Source organism: Vibrio sp. 99-8-1 (assembly GCF_013114595.1).
Classification (GTDB): Bacteria; Pseudomonadota; Gammaproteobacteria; order Enterobacterales; family Vibrionaceae; genus Vibrio.
The window spans coordinates 65313-87995 of the sequence record NZ_VTXE01000019.1 but is presented as its reverse complement, the minus strand read 5'-3'; the positions used below and the strand labels follow the sequence as shown (position 1 = coordinate 87995).

The 22683-nt window shown below is 43.2% G+C and carries 17 protein-coding genes; 8 read left to right on the top strand and 9 right to left on the bottom strand.

Going from position 1 to position 22683, the window contains the following annotated elements; translation table 11 throughout:
- Window positions 1–161 precede the first annotated feature (161 nt).
- The 4 genes from add to glnA form a co-directional block, all read right to left on the bottom strand.
- A complete protein-coding gene (gene add, locus F0227_RS12525) occupies window positions 162–1181 on the bottom strand; it encodes an adenosine deaminase (RefSeq protein WP_171753547.1) in 1020 nt (339 codons plus the stop codon).
- A 246-nt stretch (window positions 1182–1427) separates the two neighbouring features.
- Complete coding sequence (gene glnG, locus F0227_RS12520; RefSeq protein ID WP_171753546.1) at window positions 1428–2837, bottom strand: nitrogen regulation protein NR(I); 1410 nt, start codon at window positions 2835–2837, stop codon at window positions 1428–1430.
- Between the two features lie 39 nt (window positions 2838–2876).
- Window positions 2877–3923 (bottom strand): nitrogen regulation protein NR(II), encoded by a 1047-nt coding sequence (glnL, locus tag F0227_RS12515; RefSeq protein ID WP_171753545.1) that lies wholly within the window; start codon window positions 3921–3923, stop codon window positions 2877–2879.
- 368 nt (window positions 3924–4291) lie between these two features.
- The gene (gene glnA, locus F0227_RS12510) at window positions 4292–5701 is read right to left on the bottom strand and encodes a glutamate--ammonia ligase (RefSeq protein WP_171753544.1); all 1410 of its coding nucleotides are present in this window, start codon (window positions 5699–5701) and stop codon (window positions 4292–4294) included.
- Window positions 5702–6330: 629 nt separating this feature from the next.
- Between glnA and typA the strand changes: the two genes are divergently transcribed.
- Window positions 6331–8160, top strand: a complete 1830-nt coding sequence (gene typA, locus F0227_RS12505; protein ID WP_171753543.1) for a translational GTPase TypA — start codon at window positions 6331–6333, stop codon at window positions 8158–8160.
- Window positions 8161–8250: 90 nt separating this feature from the next.
- Here typA and F0227_RS12500 read toward each other — a convergent pair whose 3' ends face one another.
- Window positions 8251–8892, bottom strand: a complete 642-nt coding sequence (locus F0227_RS12500; RefSeq protein ID WP_171753542.1) for a DUF2959 domain-containing protein — start codon at window positions 8890–8892, stop codon at window positions 8251–8253.
- A 74-nt stretch (window positions 8893–8966) separates the two neighbouring features.
- On the opposite strand from F0227_RS12500, the gene F0227_RS12495 reads away from it, so the two are divergent.
- The 3 genes from F0227_RS12495 to F0227_RS12485 all read left to right on the top strand — a co-directional run bounded on the left by F0227_RS12495 (window position 8967) and on the right by F0227_RS12485 (window position 11261).
- The gene (locus F0227_RS12495) at window positions 8967–9881 is read left to right on the top strand and encodes a virulence factor BrkB family protein (RefSeq protein ID WP_171753541.1); all 915 of its coding nucleotides are present in this window, start codon (window positions 8967–8969) and stop codon (window positions 9879–9881) included.
- A complete protein-coding gene (gene dtd / locus F0227_RS12490; protein WP_171753540.1) occupies window positions 9853–10287 on the top strand; it encodes a D-aminoacyl-tRNA deacylase in 435 nt (144 codons plus the stop codon). Before F0227_RS12495 ends, dtd begins: the two co-directional genes overlap by 29 nt.
- Before the next feature lie 71 nt (window positions 10288–10358).
- Window positions 10359–11261: a bifunctional GNAT family N-acetyltransferase/hotdog fold thioesterase gene (locus F0227_RS12485; protein ID WP_171753539.1), complete on the top strand. Its 903-nt coding sequence runs from the start codon at window positions 10359–10361 to the stop codon at window positions 11259–11261.
- A gap of 137 nt (window positions 11262–11398) precedes the next feature.
- Here F0227_RS12485 and F0227_RS12480 read toward each other — a convergent pair whose 3' ends face one another.
- The 4 genes from F0227_RS12480 to hslR all read right to left on the bottom strand — a co-directional run bounded on the left by F0227_RS12480 (window position 11399) and on the right by hslR (window position 16684).
- Window positions 11399–13288: an AsmA family protein gene (locus F0227_RS12480; RefSeq protein WP_171753538.1), complete on the bottom strand. Its 1890-nt coding sequence runs from the start codon at window positions 13286–13288 to the stop codon at window positions 11399–11401.
- A 154-nt stretch (window positions 13289–13442) separates the two neighbouring features.
- Entirely contained in the window at window positions 13443–15071 is a 1629-nt protein-coding gene (pckA, locus tag F0227_RS12475; RefSeq protein ID WP_171753537.1) for a phosphoenolpyruvate carboxykinase (ATP), read from the bottom strand.
- A 331-nt stretch (window positions 15072–15402) separates the two neighbouring features.
- On the bottom strand, window positions 15403–16278 hold the full coding sequence (hslO, locus tag F0227_RS12470) for an Hsp33 family molecular chaperone HslO (protein WP_171753536.1): 876 nt from the start codon (window positions 16276–16278) through the stop codon (window positions 15403–15405).
- Window positions 16279–16294: 16 nt separating this feature from the next.
- Window positions 16295–16684 carry a ribosome-associated heat shock protein Hsp15 gene (hslR, locus tag F0227_RS12465; RefSeq protein ID WP_171753535.1) on the bottom strand — a complete coding sequence of 130 codons (390 nt, stop codon included), beginning with the start codon at window positions 16682–16684 and terminating at the stop codon, window positions 16295–16297.
- Between the two features lie 306 nt (window positions 16685–16990).
- Between hslR and gspC the strand changes: the two genes are divergently transcribed.
- Genes gspC through gspF form a run of 4 tightly spaced genes read left to right on the top strand, consistent with a single transcriptional unit; the run spans window position 16991 to window position 22622 of the window.
- The gene (gene gspC / locus F0227_RS12460; protein ID WP_253822091.1) at window positions 16991–17839 is read left to right on the top strand and encodes a type II secretion system protein GspC; all 849 of its coding nucleotides are present in this window, start codon (window positions 16991–16993) and stop codon (window positions 17837–17839) included.
- 39 nt (window positions 17840–17878) lie between these two features.
- Entirely contained in the window at window positions 17879–19903 is a 2025-nt protein-coding gene (gspD, locus tag F0227_RS12455) for a type II secretion system secretin GspD (RefSeq protein ID WP_171753533.1), read from the top strand.
- Window positions 19903–21399: a type II secretion system ATPase GspE gene (gene gspE / locus F0227_RS12450; RefSeq protein WP_171753532.1), complete on the top strand. Its 1497-nt coding sequence runs from the start codon at window positions 19903–19905 to the stop codon at window positions 21397–21399. Before gspD ends, gspE begins: the two co-directional genes overlap by 1 nt.
- Window positions 21399–22622, top strand: coding sequence for a type II secretion system inner membrane protein GspF (gene gspF / locus F0227_RS12445; protein ID WP_171753531.1), 1224 nt, complete (start codon window positions 21399–21401; stop codon window positions 22620–22622). Before gspE ends, gspF begins: the two co-directional genes overlap by 1 nt.
- Window positions 22623–22683: the final 61 nt, after the last annotated feature.

The following is a 22683-nucleotide window of genomic DNA, read 5'->3' as shown; positions in this document are numbered from 1 at the left end:
GAGAGTTACCTCTTTTCTTTGATTTAAGATTCAGCACCTTAATCAAAGTGGGTAACTCTCTTCTTTTCAAATTGAAGTGTCAGATCTAGTCGGAACTAATACATTTTATGGTTTGTTTTCGCGCTTTAACCATCTTTATGAATCACACACATCAAGCCATATTATGTTGATGAGTTTAACTGTCGACGGGCGACTTCTGTTTTCAATTCCATTTTCTCTGCATCAGATAAAAACGAAATATCCAAACCGTTAATTTGCGCCTGATGAACCTGTGCTGTACTTAATCCTGCTTGCGGAGCGGCGACTTCGTATTCATGGGGAAGTTCAATGCCCTCAACGGCCGGGTCATCAGTATTAAGTGATGCAAGAACACCGTGTTGTAAGAAGGCTCTAATTGGATGCTCAGCTAATGAAGGTACCGTGCTAGTTTGAATGTTTGATGTTAAGCAGGATTCAATGCCAATACGTTTCTCTACCAAAAAGTCCATCAGTCTTGTGTCTTCAATGGCTTTAACGCCATGACCTATTCGTTCGGCACCTAGCTCTTCAATTGCTTGCCACATACTGGCAGCTCCAGCTGCTTCACCCGCATGGACGGTCACTCTAAGTCCTGCATCACGAACTTGTTTAAAGTGTGGTACAAATAACTCTCCTGGTTGTCCGAGCTCGTCTCCTGCTAAATCTACCGCGACTAGGTGCTGCTTCTGGCTAAGTAAAGCATCAAGTTCTTGTTGACAGGCGTCAGTGCCAAAAGAGCGGCTCATTATGCCTATCAAGTTGGTTTTTACGCAGAAGTCTCGGCTACCCGCTTGGACACCATCAATGACCGCTTCAACCACTCCAGCTACGGGTAAATTGTGTTTCATCGCCATGTAATATGGTGAGAAACGGAGTTCCGCGTAATCTATTTGAGCGTTTAGGGCATCCTCAACATTTTCATAAGCAATGCGACGGCAAGCGTCTAAATCACCCAGTACGGCACAGCCCCAATCAAGCTTGGATAAGAAAGCAACGAGTGTAGGCTCTGCTTCTATTATCTGTACGTATGGGCGTAAAGAGTCGATATCATTCGCGGGCAAGTTAACAGAAAATTTGCTGCCTAACTCTAAAATGGTTTCAATTCGAACATTTCCGTCAAGATGGCGATGAATATCTGTTAAAGGCAGCTCTTTATTAATCATTGTTGTTGTCCTTGGCTTGGTCTTTTAATGTTGGTCGGACAAACCTGTGGTATCGAAATTGAATGGTACACATTATCAACAGACAGGTTTAGATAAGTATATGGAGAGAAATGTCGATTTGTCTGTAGCAGAAACAGAGAAAAACAGCCGAATAGGCTGTTTTTCTTTATCTGTTAACCATAGCTGTTGATGGCTCTTTTGGGTGAGGAGTATGGTCATACCCAGCTTGCTGACGTTGTGATTAGATCAATTGATATTCAGCTCTTTCAGTTTTCTCGTTAGGGTATTTCGTCCCCAGCCAAGTACTTTAGCGGCTTCTTGTTTGTGTCCATTGGTATGATTGAGCGCTGCAGTAAGTAGTATTCGTTCAAACTCTGGCAATGCGTATGATAGCAGTTCCGTCTCTCCAGAGGTGAGGGCTGCTCTTGCCCAGTTATCTAACTGTGTTTGCCAGTTATCACTATTAGATGCCAACAGTACCGGCTTCTCTTGTACCAGTTCTGTAGGCAGATCTGTAGGCAGTACTTCACTGCCACTGGCCATTACGGTGAGCCAGCGACAAATGTTCTCTAACTGACGAACGTTTCCCGGCCAAGGAAGCTTTTTAAGAGCCTCAATGGTGGTTGAGTGTAGGGTTTTTACTTCTACCCCTAACTCTTCAGCAGCAAGCACTAGAAAGTGCTGTGAGAGCTTTTCTATATCCTGTTTTCGTTCTCTTAGCGCCGGAATTTGTATGCGTATTACGTTTAAGCGATGAAAAAGGTCTTCCCTAAAATCCCCTTCATGAACAAGCTGCTCTAAATTTTGATGAGTCGCGGCAACAATTCTAACGTCCACTTTTATCGCAGAGTGACCACCCACACGATAAAACTGACCATCGGAAAGGACTCGAAGCAGCCGTGTCTGAATATCTAAAGGCATGTCGCCTATCTCATCGAGAAACAATGTTCCTCCATTTGCTTGCTCAAATCGGCCGTGACGGACACTATTTGCGCCAGTAAATGCTCCTTTTTCATGACCGAAAAGTTCCGACTCAATTAAGTCTTTAGGGATAGCAGCCATGTTGAGTGCAATAAAAGGATTTTTCGCTCTAGGACTGTGGCGATGAAGTGCATGAGCCACAAGTTCTTTACCTGTACCTGATTCGCCATTAATTAATACAGAAATCGAAGACCGAGAGAGACGACCAATTGCTCTAAAAACCTCTTGCATGGTTGGGGCTTCGCCGATGATCTCTGGAGTATCACTAGGAAGAGTATCGTCAAGGTTATTGCTTCTCTTCTGCTCGTAACTGTGAGTGATGGCTCTTTCTACTAAAGTTAATGTCTCATCAATGTCGAATGGTTTAGGAATGTATTCAAAAGCACCATGTTGGTATGCGTTAACGGCAGCATCTAGATCAGAATGTGCTGTCATAATGATAATGGGTAGATCGGGATATTGGCGATGAACCTGACCTAGCAGATCCAGACCGTCCATACCTGGCATACGAATGTCAGACACCAACACATCAGGGCACTCTCTTTCTAATGCAGTAAGAACACTTTCTGCATCAGCAAAAGTTTCACAGCGAATCTTCGCTGAAGAGAGGGTTTTTTCCATTACCCAGCGAATTGAACTGTCGTCATCAACAACCCAAACGTATCCTTTACTCATAAATATCCTTGTTTATGCCTATATGGCATTTATCTTTCGTTATATCGGCAAGTAAATAGTAAATGTGGTTCGACCCGGCCAGCTCTCTACATCGATTTTGCCTTTGTGCTGATCGATTAAGTTTTGTGAAATAGAGAGCCCTAACCCTGTACCTCCCTCTCGGCCACTAACCATTGGATAGAACAGAGTGTCTTGCAACTTAGTGGGAATTCCCGGTCCATTATCGATAATTTCAATTCGAGCTGAGAGTTTATATCGTTGACCGTGAATATTGGCTTGGTGAACCGTGCGGGTTTTTAGAGTAATACGGGCATCTTGTTGACCAGACAGTATTTGTGCCGCATTGCTAACAATATTGAGTAGGGCCTGTTCAATTTGATCGGCATCGATCAACAGATCAGGCAAGCTAGGGTCATAATCGCGATCAATAATCACTTTAGAACCGGACTCCAGCTCCACCAATTGTCGCACTTTCTCTAACACTATATGCAGGTTTTCTGGCCGTTTCTTGCCCGGTTTTTGTGGCCCTAATAATCGATCAACAAGAGCTCGAAGTCTGTCTGCTTGCTCTATGATAATTTGGGTATATTCCGTTAATGATGGTTCTGGCAGCATTTTTTCTAACAGTTGTGCCGCGCCTCTTAAGCCCCCTAGTGGGTTTTTAATTTCATGAGCCAATCCTCTGACTAACAGTTTTGCCGCTTGCTGTTGAGCGTGTTGATTCAGCTCTTGGCTTAATCGTCGCTGTTGACCAATTCTGCGCATCTCAATGAGCAGCATTAGCTGCTTTTGCCATGTGATTGGACTGGCGGTCACTTCTAGCATTAAAGGTTTTCCGTCAACAACAAAGGTAACATCGCTGTCGGTAATACTCTGTCCGCTCTGCAGTGGCTGGGTGAGTAATGCCAGATCCATCGAGGCGTGCTGAATCAGTTTGGAGAGAGGGCTATCAACAATACGTTTTGTGCTTTGTGAAAAAAGCTGCTCGGTCGCGGGATTAGCGTAGCGAACCACTAGGTCCTCATCCAGCATTAGCGTGGCGGTGACGACATTCTCTAAAATGGCAGTGGAAAGATCATTGGTCACAACAGTTTCCTTATTTCTGCTCTATTATTGAACATTGCACCAAAATTGTGCAACTCAATTTTTAGTATGAATGATAGTGCGGCGCAACGGTAGCGTTAATAGCACTATTTCTCTACATTGCTGAGCAAATCGTTGCTATCAGCGATGACATCCTCTGGTATGACTCTAATAATGCAATTAGCTTGCCGCTTTGGCCGTGAGTGACAACGAATTAAATTATGAACTGATTTTGCGAGGGCTGGTGGTGAGTTTGCTCTATTGCTAGAGCGCTTTCTTGTTGATTGGCTTGACGATTCAGAGTGTTAAAAGCATGAAACAAAAAAGCTCGCCAAATGGCGAGCTTCGATTAACAAGTCAAATCGTGGCGATTATACAGAGTAGTAAAGTTCAAACTCTAGTGGGTGAGTCGCCATATTGATTTTCTCAACATCTTCAGACTTAAGCGCGATGTAAGAATCGATAAAGTCATCAGAGAATACGCCACCGGCAGTCAAGAACTCACGGTCGTCATCAAGACATGCAAGAGCTTGCTGCAATGATTCTGCAACGGTTGGGATCTCTGCTGCTTCTTCAGCAGGCAAGTCATAGAGATCTTTATCCATTGCTTCACCTGGGTGAATCTTGTTCTTAATGCCGTCTAGGCCTGCCATCAGCATCGCTGCAAAACCTAAGTATGGGTTTGCTGTCGGGTCACCAAAGCGCAGTTCGATACGACGAGCTTTAGGGCTTGGTACCACTGGGATACGGATTGAAGCTGAACGGTTACGTGCAGAGTACGCCAGCATTACTGGTGCTTCAAAACCGGGTACAAGACGTTTGTACGAGTTAGTTGATGCATTAGCAAAGGCGTTAATAGCGCGAGCGTGCTTAATGATACCACCAATGTAGTAAAGAGCCATTTCAGATAGGCCGCCGTACTTATCACCAGCAAACAAGTTAACACCATCTTTGTTTAAAGACATGTGAACGTGCATACCACTACCGTTATCACCAACAAGTGGCTTAGGCATAAAGGTTGCTGTTTTTCCGTACGCGTGAGCGACATTGTGAACAACATACTTATAGATTTGGATTTCATCTGCTTTTGCAGTTAGGGTATTGAAACGAGTAGCAATTTCGTTTTGACCTGCTGTCGCTACCTCGTGGTGGTGAGCTTCAACAACCAGTCCCATCTCTTCCATCACTAGACACATTGCGCTACGGATATCTTGAGATGAATCCACTGGGGCTACTGGGAAGTAACCACCCTTCACACCTGGACGGTGACCTTTGTTACCACCTTCAACGTGAGAACCAGTGTTCCAAGACGCTTCTACATCATCAATCTTAAAGAAAGAACCTGATATGTCGGTATTAAACTTAACATCATCAAATAGGAAGAATTCTGGTTCAGGGCCAACCAATACTGAATCGGCTACGCCAGAAGCTTTCATGTAGTCTTCTGCACGTTTCGCGATAGAGCGTGGGTCACGGTCATAGCCTTGCATAGTGGCAGGCTCTAGAATGTCACAACGGATATTTAGCGTTGAGTCTTCAGTGAATGGGTCTAATACAGCACTTGTTGCGTCAGGCATCATGACCATGTCTGACTCGTTGATTCCTTTCCAACCAGCAACAGACGAACCATCAAACATCTTACCTTCTTCGAAGAAATCTGCGTCGATTTGGTGAGCAGGGATAGAAATATGCTGCTCTTTACCTTTGGTATCGGTAAAGCGTAGGTCGATAAACTTAACTTCGTTTTCTTGGATAAGCGATAAAACATTTTCTACTGACATCTTGGATAACCTCCAGTGTTATTAATGCGGTACAGTTTCGATTTACTAAATCGTCATTGATTAATGTCTTTGCAGTAATTGCATTAATCTATGATGCTGTTACTAAGCTAAAACCGTGCCACTTATTATAATCCTTTTAATTTCATGGGCTTGTAATTTTAAAGCGGCTCTTTGATGGCGGCTGTGCACCAAAATGATCACTGTTTGCACATATTTGGTGCAATGTGATGTGGCTACAATAAACTTACTTGTTCATTCAGCATGGTTTGAGGTAAATAGTCAAGATGAAAACTGTCAATGTGTAGCATATTGCTGAGCAGTTTTGAGATGCAGGGGCTATACGCGGTTAATGGATTTTGCTGTAGAAAAAATTTGTAGAAGAGCCCACTTTTTTAGAGCTTTGGTATGAGTGGTTAATATTCAACGTTAATGTAAAACGAATAAGATTGCTTGGCTCTACAAAGCAAACTATGGTTAACAAGTAGGATTTTTGACAAAAAATGAACAATTTTCGTCGTATCAGATCACATTTCTTAGCTGTTTAGAGAAAAATCTGCTACATTAGCGCCGATTTTTTAAACCAAAAGCAGCGAATGAACCCTGCTTGATAATTGAGTGACTCAAAATTCATGGCTACTCCACAGATTGATAAATTAAGAAATATCGCGATCATCGCGCACGTTGACCACGGTAAAACAACATTAGTAGATAAGCTGCTTCAGCAATCAGGTACTCTAGAATCTCGTGGAGAAGCAGAAGAACGTGTTATGGACTCGAACGATATCGAGAAAGAGCGCGGTATTACCATTCTTGCTAAGAACACAGCGATTAACTGGAACGACTACCGTATTAATATCGTAGATACTCCGGGACACGCCGATTTCGGTGGTGAAGTAGAGCGTATCATGTCAATGGTAGATTCTGTTTTATTGATCGTTGATGCTGTTGACGGCCCAATGCCTCAAACTCGCTTTGTAACACAAAAAGCTTTCGCACACGGTCTTAAGCCAATTGTTGTTATCAACAAAATTGACCGTCCGGGTGCACGTCCTGATTGGGTTATGGATCAAGTATTTGATCTGTTTGATAACCTAGGTGCTACCGATGAGCAGTTAGACTTTACTGTTGTTTACGCTTCAGCTTTAAACGGTTGGGCAACAATGGAAGAAGGTACGGTTGGTGAAGATATGGAACCGTTGTTCCAAGCTGTTGTTGATACTGTAGACGCACCAAGCGTTGATATTGATGGTGCTCTGCAAATGCAGGTATCTCAGCTTGACTACAGTTCTTATGTTGGTGTTATCGGTGTATGTCGTGTAACTCGCGGCTCAGTTAAGCCTAACCAGCAAGTAACTATTGTCAGCGCTGATGGTAAGAAACGAAATGGCAAGGTTGGTACCGTTCTTGGTTACCTTGGCTTAGAGCGCCATGAAACGGATCAAGCCAATGCGGGTGACATCATCGCAATTACAGGTCTGGGTGAGCTGAAAATTTCAGACACGATTTGTGACCAAAATAATGTTGAAGCGATGACTCCGCTATCTGTTGATGAACCAACAGTAACCATGACGTTCCAGGTAAACACCTCTCCATTCGCCGGTAAAGAAGGTAAATTTGTTACCTCTCGTAATATCCTAGAGCGTCTAGAGAAAGAGTTAGTACACAATGTTGCATTGCGTGTAGAAGAAACTGACAACCCAGACCGTTTCCGTGTATCTGGTCGTGGTGAGCTTCACCTGTCTATTCTGATCGAGAACATGCGTCGTGAAGGTTTTGAATTAGCGGTATCTCGTCCGGAAGTTATTCTGAAAGAAGAAGATGGTCAGCTACTAGAACCTTATGAAACCGTTACGATTGATGTGGTTGAAGAGCATCAGGGCGGTATCATGGAAAACATTGGTATCCGTAAAGGTGAACTAACGGATATGGCACCAGATGGTAAAGGCCGTGTACGTATGGACTTTATGATGCCATCTCGTGGTCTTATCGGTTTCCAGACAGAATTTATGACACTGACTTCAGGTTCAGGTCTGCTTTACCATACTTACGATCATTACGGACCACATAAAGGTGGTGTTATCGGCCAACGTAATAACGGTGTGTTGATTTCAAATGCAACAGGTAAAGCGTTAACTTATGCTCTGTTTAACCTTCAAGAGCGTGGTCGTCTATTTGCTGAGCACGCTGATGAAGTGTATGAAGGACAAATCATCGGTATTCATAACCGTTCAAACGATTTGACCGTTAACTGTCTTAAAGGTAAGCAGCTAACCAACGTTCGTGCATCGGGTACCGATGAAGCACAGGTTCTGTCACCACCAATCAAATACACTCTGGAGCAAGCGCTTGAGTTTATCGATGAAGATGAGTTGGTAGAAGTAACACCTGAAAGCATCCGTATTCGTAAGAAGTTATTGACTGAAAACGAACGTAAGCGTGCAAGCCGTCCTGCCAAATAAGTACCGCTTATTGGCGAGCATGAATAGCTAAATAAAAAGGGTGAGAAGATAACTTCTCACCCTTTTTTTATGCTTGATAGGTGAGTAACTCTATTTTTGTTTTAGCTTACTAAGAAAAGCATCTGATTCTTTGATGGCTGAATTCATCTGCTTTATGGCGTATTGAATGTCTCGTTCAAGATTAGAAAACTCCCCTTTTAACGAACCAATGGCGCTGGCATTTAGGTTATGTTTTAAATAAAGCGTATTGTCCCTTAGGGTATTGAGTACCGGCGTCATCTTTTTCTCAGCCATTTTCATGGCATTTAGCATCTTGTTGTAGGATGACTTGGTTTCACGCAGCTTTTGCTCACTAGATCGGCGTAAGCTAGCACTGGTGTATAATTGCAACTCTTCTTGCCACTCTTCAAACAGTGCCGAAGATACATCTTCTATAGCACTAATACGGTCACGTACATCCTGAGCTGCACTTTCACTGCTCTCATATTTATCATTAATGGTGTTATAAACCGTTTCCAACTCACCACCGTTAAAATTGGTCAGTGCAGAGAGTGCTTCTAAGGCGCTGGTAAATTCTTGTTGGGCTTCTTGTTGTGAATTTCTGGCATCTTCAACGCGATCAACCATAATATCTCTTTTATGGTAGCCGACTTTTTCCATGGCAGAATAGTAGGTCGACTGGCAGCCAGTTAGTATAAATATGGACATAATAGTGCCCAATAAATAGCGCATATTTGCTTCCTTTCTATTAATATGATGAGGACTCTAGATATTATAGATTGGCTTAGTTAGCAGGGAGATACAAGTTGAAAATTGAATTGATAACGAGACAAGCGGTGCACTTTGGGCGTTATCTTTTAACACGGATGAATCATGATCGGATTAATGTTAATGCTGGCTACTTGGCTTACATTACTTTGCTCTCAATTGTGCCAATGCTAACGGTACTGCTATCGGTGTTATCATCGTTTGCCGTTTTTGCTGATGCGGGAAATGTGATTCAAGATTTTGTTATCACAAATTTCGTTCCTGCCGCAGGAGAAGCGGTTAAGACCGCCCTTGCAGAGTTTGTGGCGAACACCGGAAAGATGACCGCGGTAGGTGGTGCATTTTTGTTTGTTGCTGCGTTGATGCTGATTTCTAATATCGATAAAAACTTGAATTATATCTGGCGAATAGAGCAAAAACGTCGAGCTGTATTTTCATTCTCTATGTACTGGATGGTATTAACTTTAGGGCCGATACTGGTTGGCGCGAGTATTGCCGCCACTTCATACGTTACTTCATTGCGTTTTTTAGATAGTACTGCCCTCTCAGGCATTTACGATCTGTTGTTACGCTGGCTTCCTCTTATTCTCTCCTTCTTTGCTTTTATGGGATTGTATATGTTGGTGCCGAATAAAAAAGTTGCTCCTGTTAATGCGGCAGTTGGGGCTCTAATTGCCGCGTTGTTGTTTGAACTCAGCAAAAAAGCGTTTGCAGCTTATATCACTCAGTTTCCTTCCTATCAGCTGATTTATGGCGCATTAGCGGCTATCCCTATTCTGTTTGTCTGGGTCTATTTGTGCTGGTTGATCGTTCTTATTGGTGCAGAAGTTACCGCTTCTTTAGGGGAGCGTGAGCAGTGGAGTCTGTCACAAGAGATGGTACACTCGTCTAGCATTGAAGAAAGCATTGAAGGAAGGGAAGAGAGTGATAGCGTTGATTCAGAGAGTAAGTGAGTCGTCTGTTAAAGTCGATGGTGAGATTGTTGGAGAAATTGGCCAAGGACTATTGGTATTACTTGGTGTAGAAAAAGACGATGATGAGGCCAAAGCGAAGCGCTTAATGGAGCGAGTAACCACATATCGCGTTTTTTCTGATGATGATGGCAAGATGAACCTAAATGTGAAACAAGTTGGTGGTAGCGTACTCGTAGTTTCTCAATTTACTCTTCCTGCAGATACTAAGAAGGGCACGAGAGCGGGCTTTTCTCGTGGTGCACACCCAAGTGATGCGGAGCGTTTATACGATTATTTTTCTGATCAGTGTGCATCGGTACTGCCAACCGAAAGAGGCCGATTTGCGCAGGACATGAAAGTGTCGCTGGTGAATGATGGCCCTGTTACTTTCTGGTTACAAGTATAAAGAATGAGCAAAAGGATGACGTAGACACTGTTGTTGTCGACGACGATTGAATCACCTTAATAAGGAATATTATGTTTAAACTAATCACGCCAAAAACGGATAATCAGATAGCCAAGTATTATCACTTTCGCTGGCAAATGCTGCGTGAGCCACTTAGGTTACCTGAAGGATCTGAGCGTGATGAGTATGACGAAATGAGTCACCATAGAATGATTGTTGATGGCCGAGGGCGACCAATGGCTGTCGGGCGGTTATATATTACGCCAGACAATGAAGCGCAGATTCGTTATATGGCGGTAAAGCCGAATCGTCGAAATAAAGGGCTTGGTTCACTCATTTTGGTGGCGTTAGAATCTTTTGCGCGTCAGGAAGGGGTGAAAAGGCTGGTTTGTAATGCTCGCGAAGAAGCCATCGCTTTTTACACTAAGAATGAGTTTGAAAGCAAAGGTGAACTCAGTGATCAAGTGGGCAAAAACCGTCACCAGCAGATGGTTAAGCAGCTTGATCCTCTGGAGAATATTTTACGAAAACCTCAATGGTGCGCGGAGCTGCAAGAACGTTGGGAACAGCAGATCCCCATTAGCGATAAAATGGGCATTAAAATTAATCAATACACTGGCTATCAGTTTGAGTGTAGTGCACAACTAAACCCTAACCTGAATCCGCGTAACTCCATGTTCGCAGGTTCCGCTTTCACTTTGGCTACCTTAACAGGCTGGGGAATGACTTGGTTACTGATGCGTGAGCGCAACCTAAATGCCGATATTGTTTTGGCAGACAGTAAGATTAGATATCGCTTTCCCGTTGAAGAGACACCAATAGCTACCACCTCTCTTGATGGAATCAGTGGAGACTTGGATAGGCTTAAGAACGGCAGAAAAGCACGGGTTATTATTAACGTAACCATCTACAGTGGCGACATTGCGGCGGTGGAGTTTATAGGTACCTATGTTCTATTACCAAAAACGCAGTAGAGTAGTTGATTTTTAAAGAGAAATCTTGATAGAGGCGTTCCCTCAGTTAACGTTTTTTGTCCCACTATCAAGTGACAATAAACGGCCGTTAAAACCGAGGCCGAAGGTCAACCGAGTTTTTCAAACCAAGCCATCTGTTATTGCTCACAGGTGGTGAGAGTGTCGGTGCTGTTGTTTAGCAAATCATAGTGAGTACGGGTACACTTTTCAGATAACTCTAACTGTAAGTGATTATTGCGTTTATCTACCAAATCATATTGTCCGGAAAGGAAACCAGCGACACCTACGCCTTTTATCTGTTGGTTTGCAATTTTCACCCTACCTCTGTCAGCAATAATCTTGAGTTCAGTAACATCGATAGGTTGGCTGACGATATCAGACTCCCCGGTCTGGTGAACTAATATAGCGTCTCGAAGTGAAGCAGAAAGTTGCCCTGTTAAGCTATGTTGAAAGTTTAGCGGGTCACCTGCAAGGCCATTAGCGGTAAGCTGATAATCCACGGTACCTTCAAGTTTAAATGGTAAGTCAGTCCAGTATTGATAGACGTTGGTTGGTACACCATACCCTGTTGATTCAATTTTCCATGGGCGACTGACTTTATCCAGTTGATAATGCCCTTTGGCCTCAAGTAAACCATCTCGAAGAGGAATAAATAGATCATTTAACTGCCATATTCCCTTATCACTTGTCATGCTCATGACTGGCAGGCTTGAATACAGTTGGTCATAACTTGCATTATTGGCCTTTATATCCAGTTTTCCATTCCAAAGTGCTATTTCTCCATCTTTTACTAATTGAAGGTTGTCACCTTTTACCTCTAATCCTGTCAATTGCCAATTAGGTTTCTGGGCAAGCTGAATGATCTGAGCGTGCTTGATTGCTAGTTTTTTGACCGATAAATTTTTGATATTACTAATGTTGTTGCTTATTAGGTCGAAGTCATCCAATTGTTCACTTATCCATTTAATGCCAGAAAGGGACAAATGAGAGAGTTGCCAATTGTTTGGTTGAAATAAGCCACTTGCTTGAAGTAAACCTTGTTGGAATTCAACACTGCCTTCGACTAATTGCACGCTGTTGTTATGCAAGTAGAGCTGGAAGACAGGATCAAGCCATTGTTGATTTAAATAGCCAATACTTTCTGCATTTAATGAAATATATCCTTCGCTTTGCTGCCATAAATTAAATGGAAACGTTAGATTTTCAATCGACAGGTTGGCATTGGTTAACTGAATATTGTTAAGGCTAATGCTGCTATCAAGCAGATCCAAGCTATTGATATGACTGATATGCTTGGTAATGGCTTGCCATTTGTTTTGTTCAAGAGTGTTTAATGGCGATGCTGCTAGGCGAAGTTGGTTTATCGTTACGTTTATTAATGACCAACCGTGAGGATACTGTTCTGCTTGGCCAGAGAACTCACCGTCTCGCCAACGGAAGGATAAGCCATAGATAGTGCTGTTTTGTTGTTTGTAGTCAGCGTCAAGCAAGACGCTGTCAAATGCTTCACCTTGCCAATAAATTTGCTCTGCCGAGAATTGAATGGTGCCAAATGGAATGGGACCCTGCGCGACAAACTGAGGGTTCTTTATCTGTATGCTGGCGTCTCTGGCGATGAAGCTATCGTCTGAAAAGTCTAGGTTAGAAATGGATAGCTGCTTTACTTTTATAGTATTTGGCCAGGGCAAGTCAGGTAAGCCATCTTGCAAAGAGAGCCCATTAATGAGAACGCTTTCTAGTTGTTGCTGCTCAGATAATAGAGAGGAAAGATCTAACCAAATATCGATGTTATCTATATTGATGGGGTGTTGCTGTTCGGGATGTAACTCAACATCGGTAACCGACAACTGATTGGGGTAATGATAACGAATAGAACTGATGGATACTGGTGTCTTAGAATATCGCGCAAATAGTTGGTTGACGATATTGACCCCATATTGATTTTGCATTGCCCAATAGAGCCCTGCTAGAGCGGCTAATAACAGCAACAAAAGGGTGGTGATGGTCAAAAATAACGCTTTTCTCATCAATATCTTCTACTCATTTTTAAGCGCAGCTAGAGCGTTGAAGCAGTACGCAAGGCCATATTAAACGATATGAGTTACGAGATTGCCGTAAAAAAGTATTTGATTCAATTAAAAAGCCCCTCATTTGAGGGGCTTTATCATAGTTTTATGTCATTTAGTCTAACTGAGGTCCTGCAGAAACTAATGCTGCACCGTCTGCGTTATCAGTATACTTCTCAAAGTTCTTGATAAAGCGCTGCGCCAAGTCTTCAGCTTTGCTTTCCCATTGTAGTGGATCCACATAAGTATCACGTGGGTCTAAAATCGCAGGGTCAACACCAGGAAGTGCCATTGGAACTTCTAAGTTGAATACTGGAATTTGCTTAGTATCTGTTTTCTCGATTGAGCCATCTAAGATGGCATCAATAATACCGCGTGTATCTTGGATAGAAATACGTTTACCTGTACCGTTCCAGCCAGTGTTCACTAGGTAAGCTTCTGCTCCTGCTGCTTCCATACGCTTAACCAATACTTCTGCATACTTAGTTGGGTGTAGTGTTAAGAACGCTGCACCGAAGCAAGAAGAGAAGGTTGGCGTTGGCTCTGTAATGCCTCGCTCAGTACCTGCTAATTTGGCGGTAAAGCCTGATAAGAAGTGGTACTTAGTTTGCTCTGGAGTCAACTTAGCAACCGGAGGTAACACACCAAATGCATCAGCTGTTAAGAAGATAACTTTCTGTGCGTGTCCTGCTTTAGATACAGGTTTAACAATGTTGTCGATATGGTAGATAGGGTAAGAAACACGAGTATTCTCGGTTTTAGAACCATCATCAAAATCGATAGAACCGTCGTTACGTACAGTGACGTTTTCTAGTAGTGCATCGCGGCGGATAGCATTGTAGATATCCGGCTCAGCTTCTTTAGATAGGTTGATGGTTTTCGCGTAGCAGCCACCTTCGTAGTTGAATACCCCATCATCATCCCAACCGTGCTCATCATCACCAATTAGCTGGCGTTTTGGATCGGTTGATAGTGTGGTTTTACCTGTACCAGATAGACCGAAGAAAATAGCGGTATCGCCTTCTTCACCCACATTGGCAGAACAGTGCATTGATGCAATGCCTTTTAGAGGTAAGAAGTAGTTCATCATGGCGAACATACCTTTCTTCATTTCGCCGCCATACCAAGTACCACCAATTAACTGCATTTTTTCAGTCAAGTTAAATACGGTGTAGTTTTCTGAGTTTAAGCCTTGTTTTTCCCAGTTAGTGTTTGTTGTTTTTGCGCCGTTCATAACGACAAAGTCAGGTTCAAACGTTGCGAGTTCTTCTTCTGTTGGTCGAATGAACATATTTTTAACGAAGTGACACTGCCAAGCTACTTCAGTAACAAAGCGGATAGAAAGACGTGTATCTTCGTTTGCGCCACAATAGCAGTCGAGAACAAATAGTCGTTTGCCGGATAGCTGTGTTGTTGTTAGTTCTTTAAGCTCGTTCCACACCTCTGTAGAGATAGCTTTGTTATCATTTTTAACTTGATCGGATGTCCACCACATGTTTTCTTCAGTTGTTGCATCTTTTACGATGAACTTATCTTTAGGTGAACGACCGGTGAAAATACCAGTATCAACAGCAACAGCGCCAAGCTCAGTTACTACGCCTCTTTCATACCCTTCTAAATCAGAACGAGTTTCCTCGGCGAATAACATTTCGTAACTTGGATTGCGAACAATCTCTTTTACGTTTGTTAGTCCGTATTTAGTTAGGTCTAGTTGTGCAGCCTTAGTATGTTCCATTACGGTCATAGGTGCTCCTTATTGGATAATTGTAGGGAATTTGTAAATTCTTTTTTTTAATCTGTTCACCATGCTATCAACGTGAAAGCGAGAAAACAGGGAGATAAGTCAAAAATAATTGACGAAAAATACATCGATTATGCTCGTTCGTCACACTTTAGTACGCTTCAGTTGTTGCGGACGCAAAGCTTTGCGCTAGATCAAAATATTGTACAGAAAAGAAAGTAAGAAATGTGTGGAGAGTCGATTAACTGGGTGATTTATATGGTTTTATGTAACAAAAAAGCCGGTTTTTGCCGGCTTGATCTAAATATTAAAATAATGTTTGCATATATGCATGTTAGTGAACGGTTTTGTTCTCTGCTTCTGCTTGTGTATATAGAGCGGTAACATCACTTTCGTCGAACGAATAACTCGTGCCGCAGTAATCACAATGTAAAGAAATTGTTCCTTCAGTTGTTAACATGTCGTAAACCTCTTCTTTTGCCACCGTAATGATGGCAGAGGCGCTTCTTTCGCGTGAACAACCACAATGAAATTCAACAGGTTGAGCATCAAACAGTTTAACCGTCTCTTGATTGTACAAGCGATAAAGTAACTCATTGGCCTGAAGTGAAAACAGCTCTTCATCTTTCACTGTGTCAGTCAACTGCTCTAAATGTTCGAAATCATTGTCAGAACCAGTACCATCCGGCATAACCTGTAGCAACATACCTGCAGCATGGGCTTTTCCTTCATGTTGACCTAAACGGAACCAAAGTCGTGTTTTAAGCTGCTCAGAGCGAACAAAGTACTCTTCAAGGCAGTGAGCCAAGGTTTCCCCTTCAAGACCAACGATACCTTGATAGCGCTCTCCTTGCTTGGGTGAAATGGTAATCACCAAGTGTCCTTTGCCCATCAAGTCATGCAAACTCGCATCGTTGGCGATATCTCCTTCCCAGCGAGCGACACCGCGAACCTTCTGATCGTGATCGCCGTTGATAACCGCTAGTGAAACAGGGCCGTCACCTTGTAATTGTAAGGTGATGGATCCTTCAAACTTTAAGGTTGCGGTTAGCAGCGTTGTTGCAACTAATAGTTCACCCAACAAGTTTTGAACCGCAGTAGGGTACTCCTTGCTGGAAATTATCTGTTGGTATGTCTCATCTAGTTGAACCAACTCGCCACGAACAGAAAGATCTTCAAATAGGTAGCGGTTTAATACATTGTTTGCCATTTCAGGAAACTCCAGCTTATTGATGTTTAAATTTAATAATATTACGGCGCTGTTTTTTATCCGGTCGGCGATCCGGGCTTGGACTATGGAAAGCATTTAGTTTTCGTTGCTCGTGATTCTCTTCACGTTTCGCGATGCTCTCTTCTGTCTCTCTATAAAGCAGTTGTGCTTCAGGTGCTCCACGACGTTGATCGGAAACTTTTTCAATAATGACCGTCTTATCGTCATGGCCTTGTTTCAATGTGATGACTGCTCCCAGTTCAACGAGTTTACTGGGTTTAGATCTCTGTCCATTGTAGTGTACTTTGCCACCGTCAACCATGTTACGAGCAATAGAGCGTGTTTTGTAGAATCGTGCTGCCCAAAGCCATTTATCTAGCCGAACAGTGTCTGAATTTGATTTCACTTTTATACCCAACCCTAAAAATAATGAACGCTACAGGATGATACTGGTCTTATAGCCAAGTAAATTCGGTACATGCCGTAAAATAAGTCGCTAAACCCTGTTGCTATTTTGTGTAGAAATGGTGATATGACTCTATTTTTTCAAGTGCCGAGAATAAAATGTAGCAGTTATCTTACGTAGATAATCATCAAGATATGCTATTCTTCTCCGCTACTCTTTTTTTTGTCTTTGACTAGTATGAGGTTATGGATGCTCTCGACTGTGAGCCTGAATAAAAAGCAAATGCGCTTTTTCGGGAAGTTACCATTGTTATGGACACAATCACAATCTGTTATTAGTGTTGTTGTAACGCTAATATTTATTGCATGCTCATCGTGGCTGTTGGGGCAACTTTTTTGGCAACTACAACAACCGAGCACAACCATTGCTTCATGGGAAGCAAACCAATCTCAAGTGACACAATTGTCAGGCAAAAAACCTACCGATATCTCTAACCTTGTTAATGCCAACCTCTTTGGTCGTTATTCTGAGACCGCACCTGTTATCGTACAGCCTATTGTTCAAGATGCACCAAAAACCAAATTGAATTTGGTATTAGTTGGTGCCGTTGCGACGTCAGATAAGAATAACAGCTTGGCGATTATTGCTAATCGAGGCAGCCAGTCTACTTATGGTATTGGTGAACAGATAGAAGGCACTCAGGCAAAATTGAAAGCGGTGTTTATCGACCGAGTTATTATTGATAATTCAGGAAGAGATGAGACGTTAATGCTTGAAGGGATTGAGTACAGCAGACGAGCGTTACAGCAAGATTCAGTGACTTCTTCTCAAGGTGTAGGAAACAACCAAGTACGATTAGCGGACATTAGAGCGCAAGTTGTTGAAGATCCTCAAAGTATCTTACGTTACATACGATTATCGCAGGTAAAAAGAAATGATCGCTTGCTCGGCTATCGTGTTCGACCTGGAAATGAGCGAGCGCTGTTTGACTCTGTAGGATTACAAGAAGGGGATATTGCAACGCAATTAAATGGTGAAGACCTCACTAATCCCACTGCAATGAGTAAGATTTGGCAATCTATAAATGAGCTAACGGAATTAAATTTGACGGTTGATCGTGACGGTCAACTTCATGAAATATATATCGCATTTTAAGCTGGCACATTAAGTGTTAGCGATAGTTAGGAGTTTCTAGTGAAAGGGTGGTTAAGCAAAAGTGCGTTATTGCTGGCAGGAAGTCTAATGTGTGTGCCTGCCATGGCAAACGAATTTAGCGCTAGCTTTAAAGGAACAGATATACAGGAGTTTATTAACATTGTTGGTCGAAATTTAGAAAAGACCATTATTGTTGATCCTTCTGTGCGCGGAAAAATCGATGTTCGTAGCTACGATGTACTCACCGAAAAGCAATACTACCAGTTTTTTCTTAATGTTTTAGAAGTGTATGGCTTTGCGGTTGTCGAGATGGAAAACGGTATTTTAAAGGTGATAAAAGCCAAAGATGCCAAAACATCCGCCATTCCCGTGGTTGGTGATGATTCGTCAATAAAGGGTGACGCAGTGATTACCCGTGTGGTTGCCGTGCGGAATGTCTCGGTTAGAGAGCTCTCTCCTCTCCTTCGTCAATTAAATGATAATGCAGGAGCGGGTAATGTTGTGCATTACGACCCTGCCAATATTATTTTGATTACCGGACGTGCTGCGGTGGTTAACCGCCTTGCTGAAATTATTGAGCGAGTGGATCAGGCCGGCGACAAAGAGATTGAAGTGGTTGAACTGAGAAGTGCCTCTGCATCGGAGATGGTACGTATTGTGGAAGCGTTAAATAAATCCGCCAATACCAAAAATACCCCTGAGTTTTTACAGCCAAAGCTGGTAGCCGATGATAGAACCAATTCCGTATTGATTTCTGGCGACCCTACCGTTAGAAAACGTCTGCGCAAACTGATTATGCAGTTAGATGTTGAGATGGCAACGAAAGGAAACAATAAGGTTGTCTATTTAAAATATGCTAAAGCTGAAGAGATGGTCGATGTCCTTAAAGGGGTATCAGATAACATCCAGTCAGAGAAGAAAACCGCCGGGCAGCAGTCTGGTTCAAATCGTACAGAGGTGATGATCGCGGCTCACCCTGATACCAATGCCTTGGTACTTACCGCGCCAACCGATGTGATGACAGCGCTGCTTGACGTTATTGCCCAATTGGATATTCGTCGTGCACAGGTGCTTATTGAAGCTCTGATTGTAGAAATGTCGGAAGGTGATGGCGTCAATTTAGGGGTTCAGTGGGGCAACCTAGAAACTGGTGCCGTTATTCAGTACGGAAATACCGGTGCGCCAATTGGTCAGGTGATGGTTGGCTTAGAAAATGCCAAAGATACTACTGAGAAAAAACCTATTAGAGATTCTAATACGGGGGCGATCAAATATTATGAAGAGACTACTACAAAGGGTGACTACTCTACTTTAGCCAGTGCGCTAGGCGGAGTGAATGGTGCTGCGGTAAGTGTGCTGATGGGCGATTGGACGGCCTTGATTAGTGCGGTCTCTACCGATTCAAACTCTAACATTCTTTCCTCTCCAAGTATTACTGTTATGGATAATGGAGAGGCGTCGTTTATTGTTGGTGAAGAAGTGCCAGTGATCACCGGTTCTACCGCCAGCTCAAGTAATAGTAACCCCTTCCAAACCGTTGAACGTAAAGAGGTGGGAATTAAGCTCAAAGTTGTTCCTCAAATCAATGAAGGCGACTCAGTACAGCTTAATATTGAACAAGAAGTGTCTAATGTCTTGGGAGCTAGTGGTGCGGTGGATGTGCGTTTTGCCAAACGTCAACTGAATACCTCAGTAATGATTCAAGATGGGCAGATGTTGGTTCTGGGTGGATTAATGGACGAACGTGCCATGGAGAACGAATCTAAAGTGCCGTTTTTAGGGGATATCCCAGTGCTTGGTCATCTCTTTAAATCCACCAGTACTCAGATAGAAAAACGCAATCTAATGGTGTTTATTAAACCAACCATTATTCGTGATGGTATGACGGCGGATGGCATTACTCAGCGTAAGTACAACTATTTCCGTGCTGAGCAGCTATTTAAAGCCGAACAAGGGTTGAAATTGCTCTCAGATGACGCGATTCCAGTGTTGCCGGAGATAGGTTCTGAGAAGCGTTATCCTGCAGAGTTCCAAGCCTTTATTGATCAGTTGGAGGCAAAATAATGCGAGGGATGGGTGACGACTTGTCTCGATTGCCGTTTAGTTTTGCAAAACGGCATCAGCTAGTATTGGAAAACAATGAAAAAGAGGCTCAACCGCTGACGCTGTTTTATGTTGAACCTCTCGCTGTGACGACGTTATCGGAAGTACAACGAGTGACTCTTCAGCCATTTGTTCCTGTAGCTATCTCTTTAGAAGAGTTTGAAAAAAAACTGACGCTGGCTTATCAACGCAACTCCTCTGAAGCTCGTCAGTTAATGGAAGATATCGGTGCTGATAATGATGATTTCTTCTCATTAGCGGAAGAGTTACCGCAGAATGAAGACTTGCTCGAAGCAGAAGACGATGCACCTATTATCAAGCTGATTAACGCCATGTTGGGTGAAGCGATAAAAGAAGGTGCTTCTGACATCCATATAGAAACGTTTGAACAGTCGCTATCCATTCGTTTTCGGGTTGATGGTGTACTGCGAGAAGTGTTAGCACCGAGTAGAAAGTTGGCGCCGCTATTGGTGTCGCGAGTTAAGGTGATGGCTAAGCTGGATATCGCTGAAAAGCGCGTACCTCAAGATGGCCGAATCTCGTTAAGAATTGGTGGTCGGGCTGTGGATGTGCGTGTATCAACCATGCCATCGTCACATGGTGAGCGAGTGGTTATGCGTCTGTTGGATAAGAATGCCACTCAACTTGATTTACACAGCTTGGGCATGACTACACAGAACCATGACACATTCCAAAAGCTGATCGCTCGTCCTCACGGCATTATTTTGGTTACAGGCCCGACAGGTTCAGGTAAAACCACCACGCTTTATGCTGGCCTGCAAGAACTCAACAGCAGCGAACGCAACATTCTTACCGTTGAAGATCCTATTGAATTTGATATTGATGGTATTGGTCAGACACAGGTAAACCCAAAAGTGGATATGACCTTTGCTCGTGGTTTAAGAGCGATTTTGCGTCAAGACCCAGATGTGGTGATGGTGGGTGAGATACGTGATTTAGAAACCGCCCAAATTGCGGTCCAAGCCTCTCTTACTGGTCACTTAGTGATGTCTACCTTGCACACCAATACTGCTGTGGGTGCCATTACACGTCTCAGGGATATGGGGGTTGAACCATTTCTCATCTCATCTTCATTGCTTGGAGTATTAGCGCAACGTTTGGTTCGTACACTGTGTCCGGACTGTAAACAGCCATTCCAAGCCGACAGTGAGCAGAAAAAGCTGTTTTCTCTGTCTGCGGATGACGAGTTAGTTTTGTATAAAAAACAAGGTTGTGAAGAGTGTAATTACAAAGGCTATCGAGGCCGAACTGGTATTCATGAATTGCTGGTGATCAATGACGATGTGCAAGAGCTGATTCATTCAGAAGTGGGTGAGCAAGCTATTGAGAAATCGATTCGCGCAGAAACACCAAGTATTCGTGATGATGGGTTAAATAAAGTTCGCTTAGGTATAACCACGTTGGAAGAGGTTATGCGTGTCACTAAGGAAGTCTGATGGCGGCATTTGAATATAAAGCCTTAAATGCAAAGGGCCGACAGCAAAAAGGCGTGGTTGAAGGAGACAATGCACGTCAGGTTCGCCAGCGTCTGAAAGAACAAGGGTTAATTCCTGTTGAGGTGGTAGAAACCAAAGCAAAGAAAACGTCTACGAGCTCTCATCAGCCGTCAACAATTAAGCGCGGCATAAGTGTGAATGATCTGGCTTTAATAACGCGTCAACTCTCTACGTTGGTTCAAGCGGGGATGCCATTAGAGGAGTGTCTTAAAGCGGTCGCAGAGCAGACGGAAAAACCAAGAATCCGCACCATGATAATGGCAGTAAGATCTCGCGTTATTGAAGGCTATACCCTTGCAGATAGCATGGCAGACTACCCACATATTTTTGATGATCTATTTCGCTCTATGGTGGCAGCTGGTGAAAAATCCGGTCACTTAGACACTATTTTGAATCGCCTCGCGGACTACGCCGAGAACCGTCAGCAGATGCGTTCTAAGTTGCAGCAGGCAATGATCTATCCTGTAGTGCTAACGGTATTTGCAATCGGTGTTGTGGCGTTTCTGCTTTCCAGCGTAGTACCACAAATAGTCGATCAGTTTGTGCAAATGGGACAAGAGCTTCCGGCATCAACCCAATTTTTATTGAGCGCCAGTGATTTTGTACAGAGCTGGGGGCTGGTGATTGTGTTGGCTATTATCGCTCTGATTGCGTTATTTAAGTTTGCCATGATGAAAGAGTCGACACGCTTGTCGTGGGACAGGAAGGTGCTCTACTTTCCCTTGATAGGAAAAATAGCGAGAGGATTAAATACCTCTCGATTTGCTCGCACATTATCCATCTGTACATCGAGTGCCATTCCTCTATTGGAGGGAATGAAAGTCGCGGCAGATGTAATGACCAACCAGTATGTTAAACGAGAAGTTCTGCTAGCAGCAGAGAAAGTGCGAGAAGGGGGGAGCTTAAGAAAGTCATTGCAACAAACCAAGCTTTTTCCCCCTATGATGCTGCATATGATCGCCAGTGGTGAACAGAGTGGTGAACTGGAGCAGATGTTAACGCGTGCAGCGGATAACCAAGATCGAGATTTTGAATCCACTACCAATATTGCGCTAGGGTTATTTACCCCAGCATTGATTGCCGTTATGGCAGGGGTGGTACTGTTTATTGTCATGGCAACCTTAATGCCTATTTTAGAAATGAATAATTTGGTATCAGGCTAGGTTTTACTGACTTTTAGCCGCTACTTTTGATGAATTATTCATTGTGGACAGTTAACCAAAT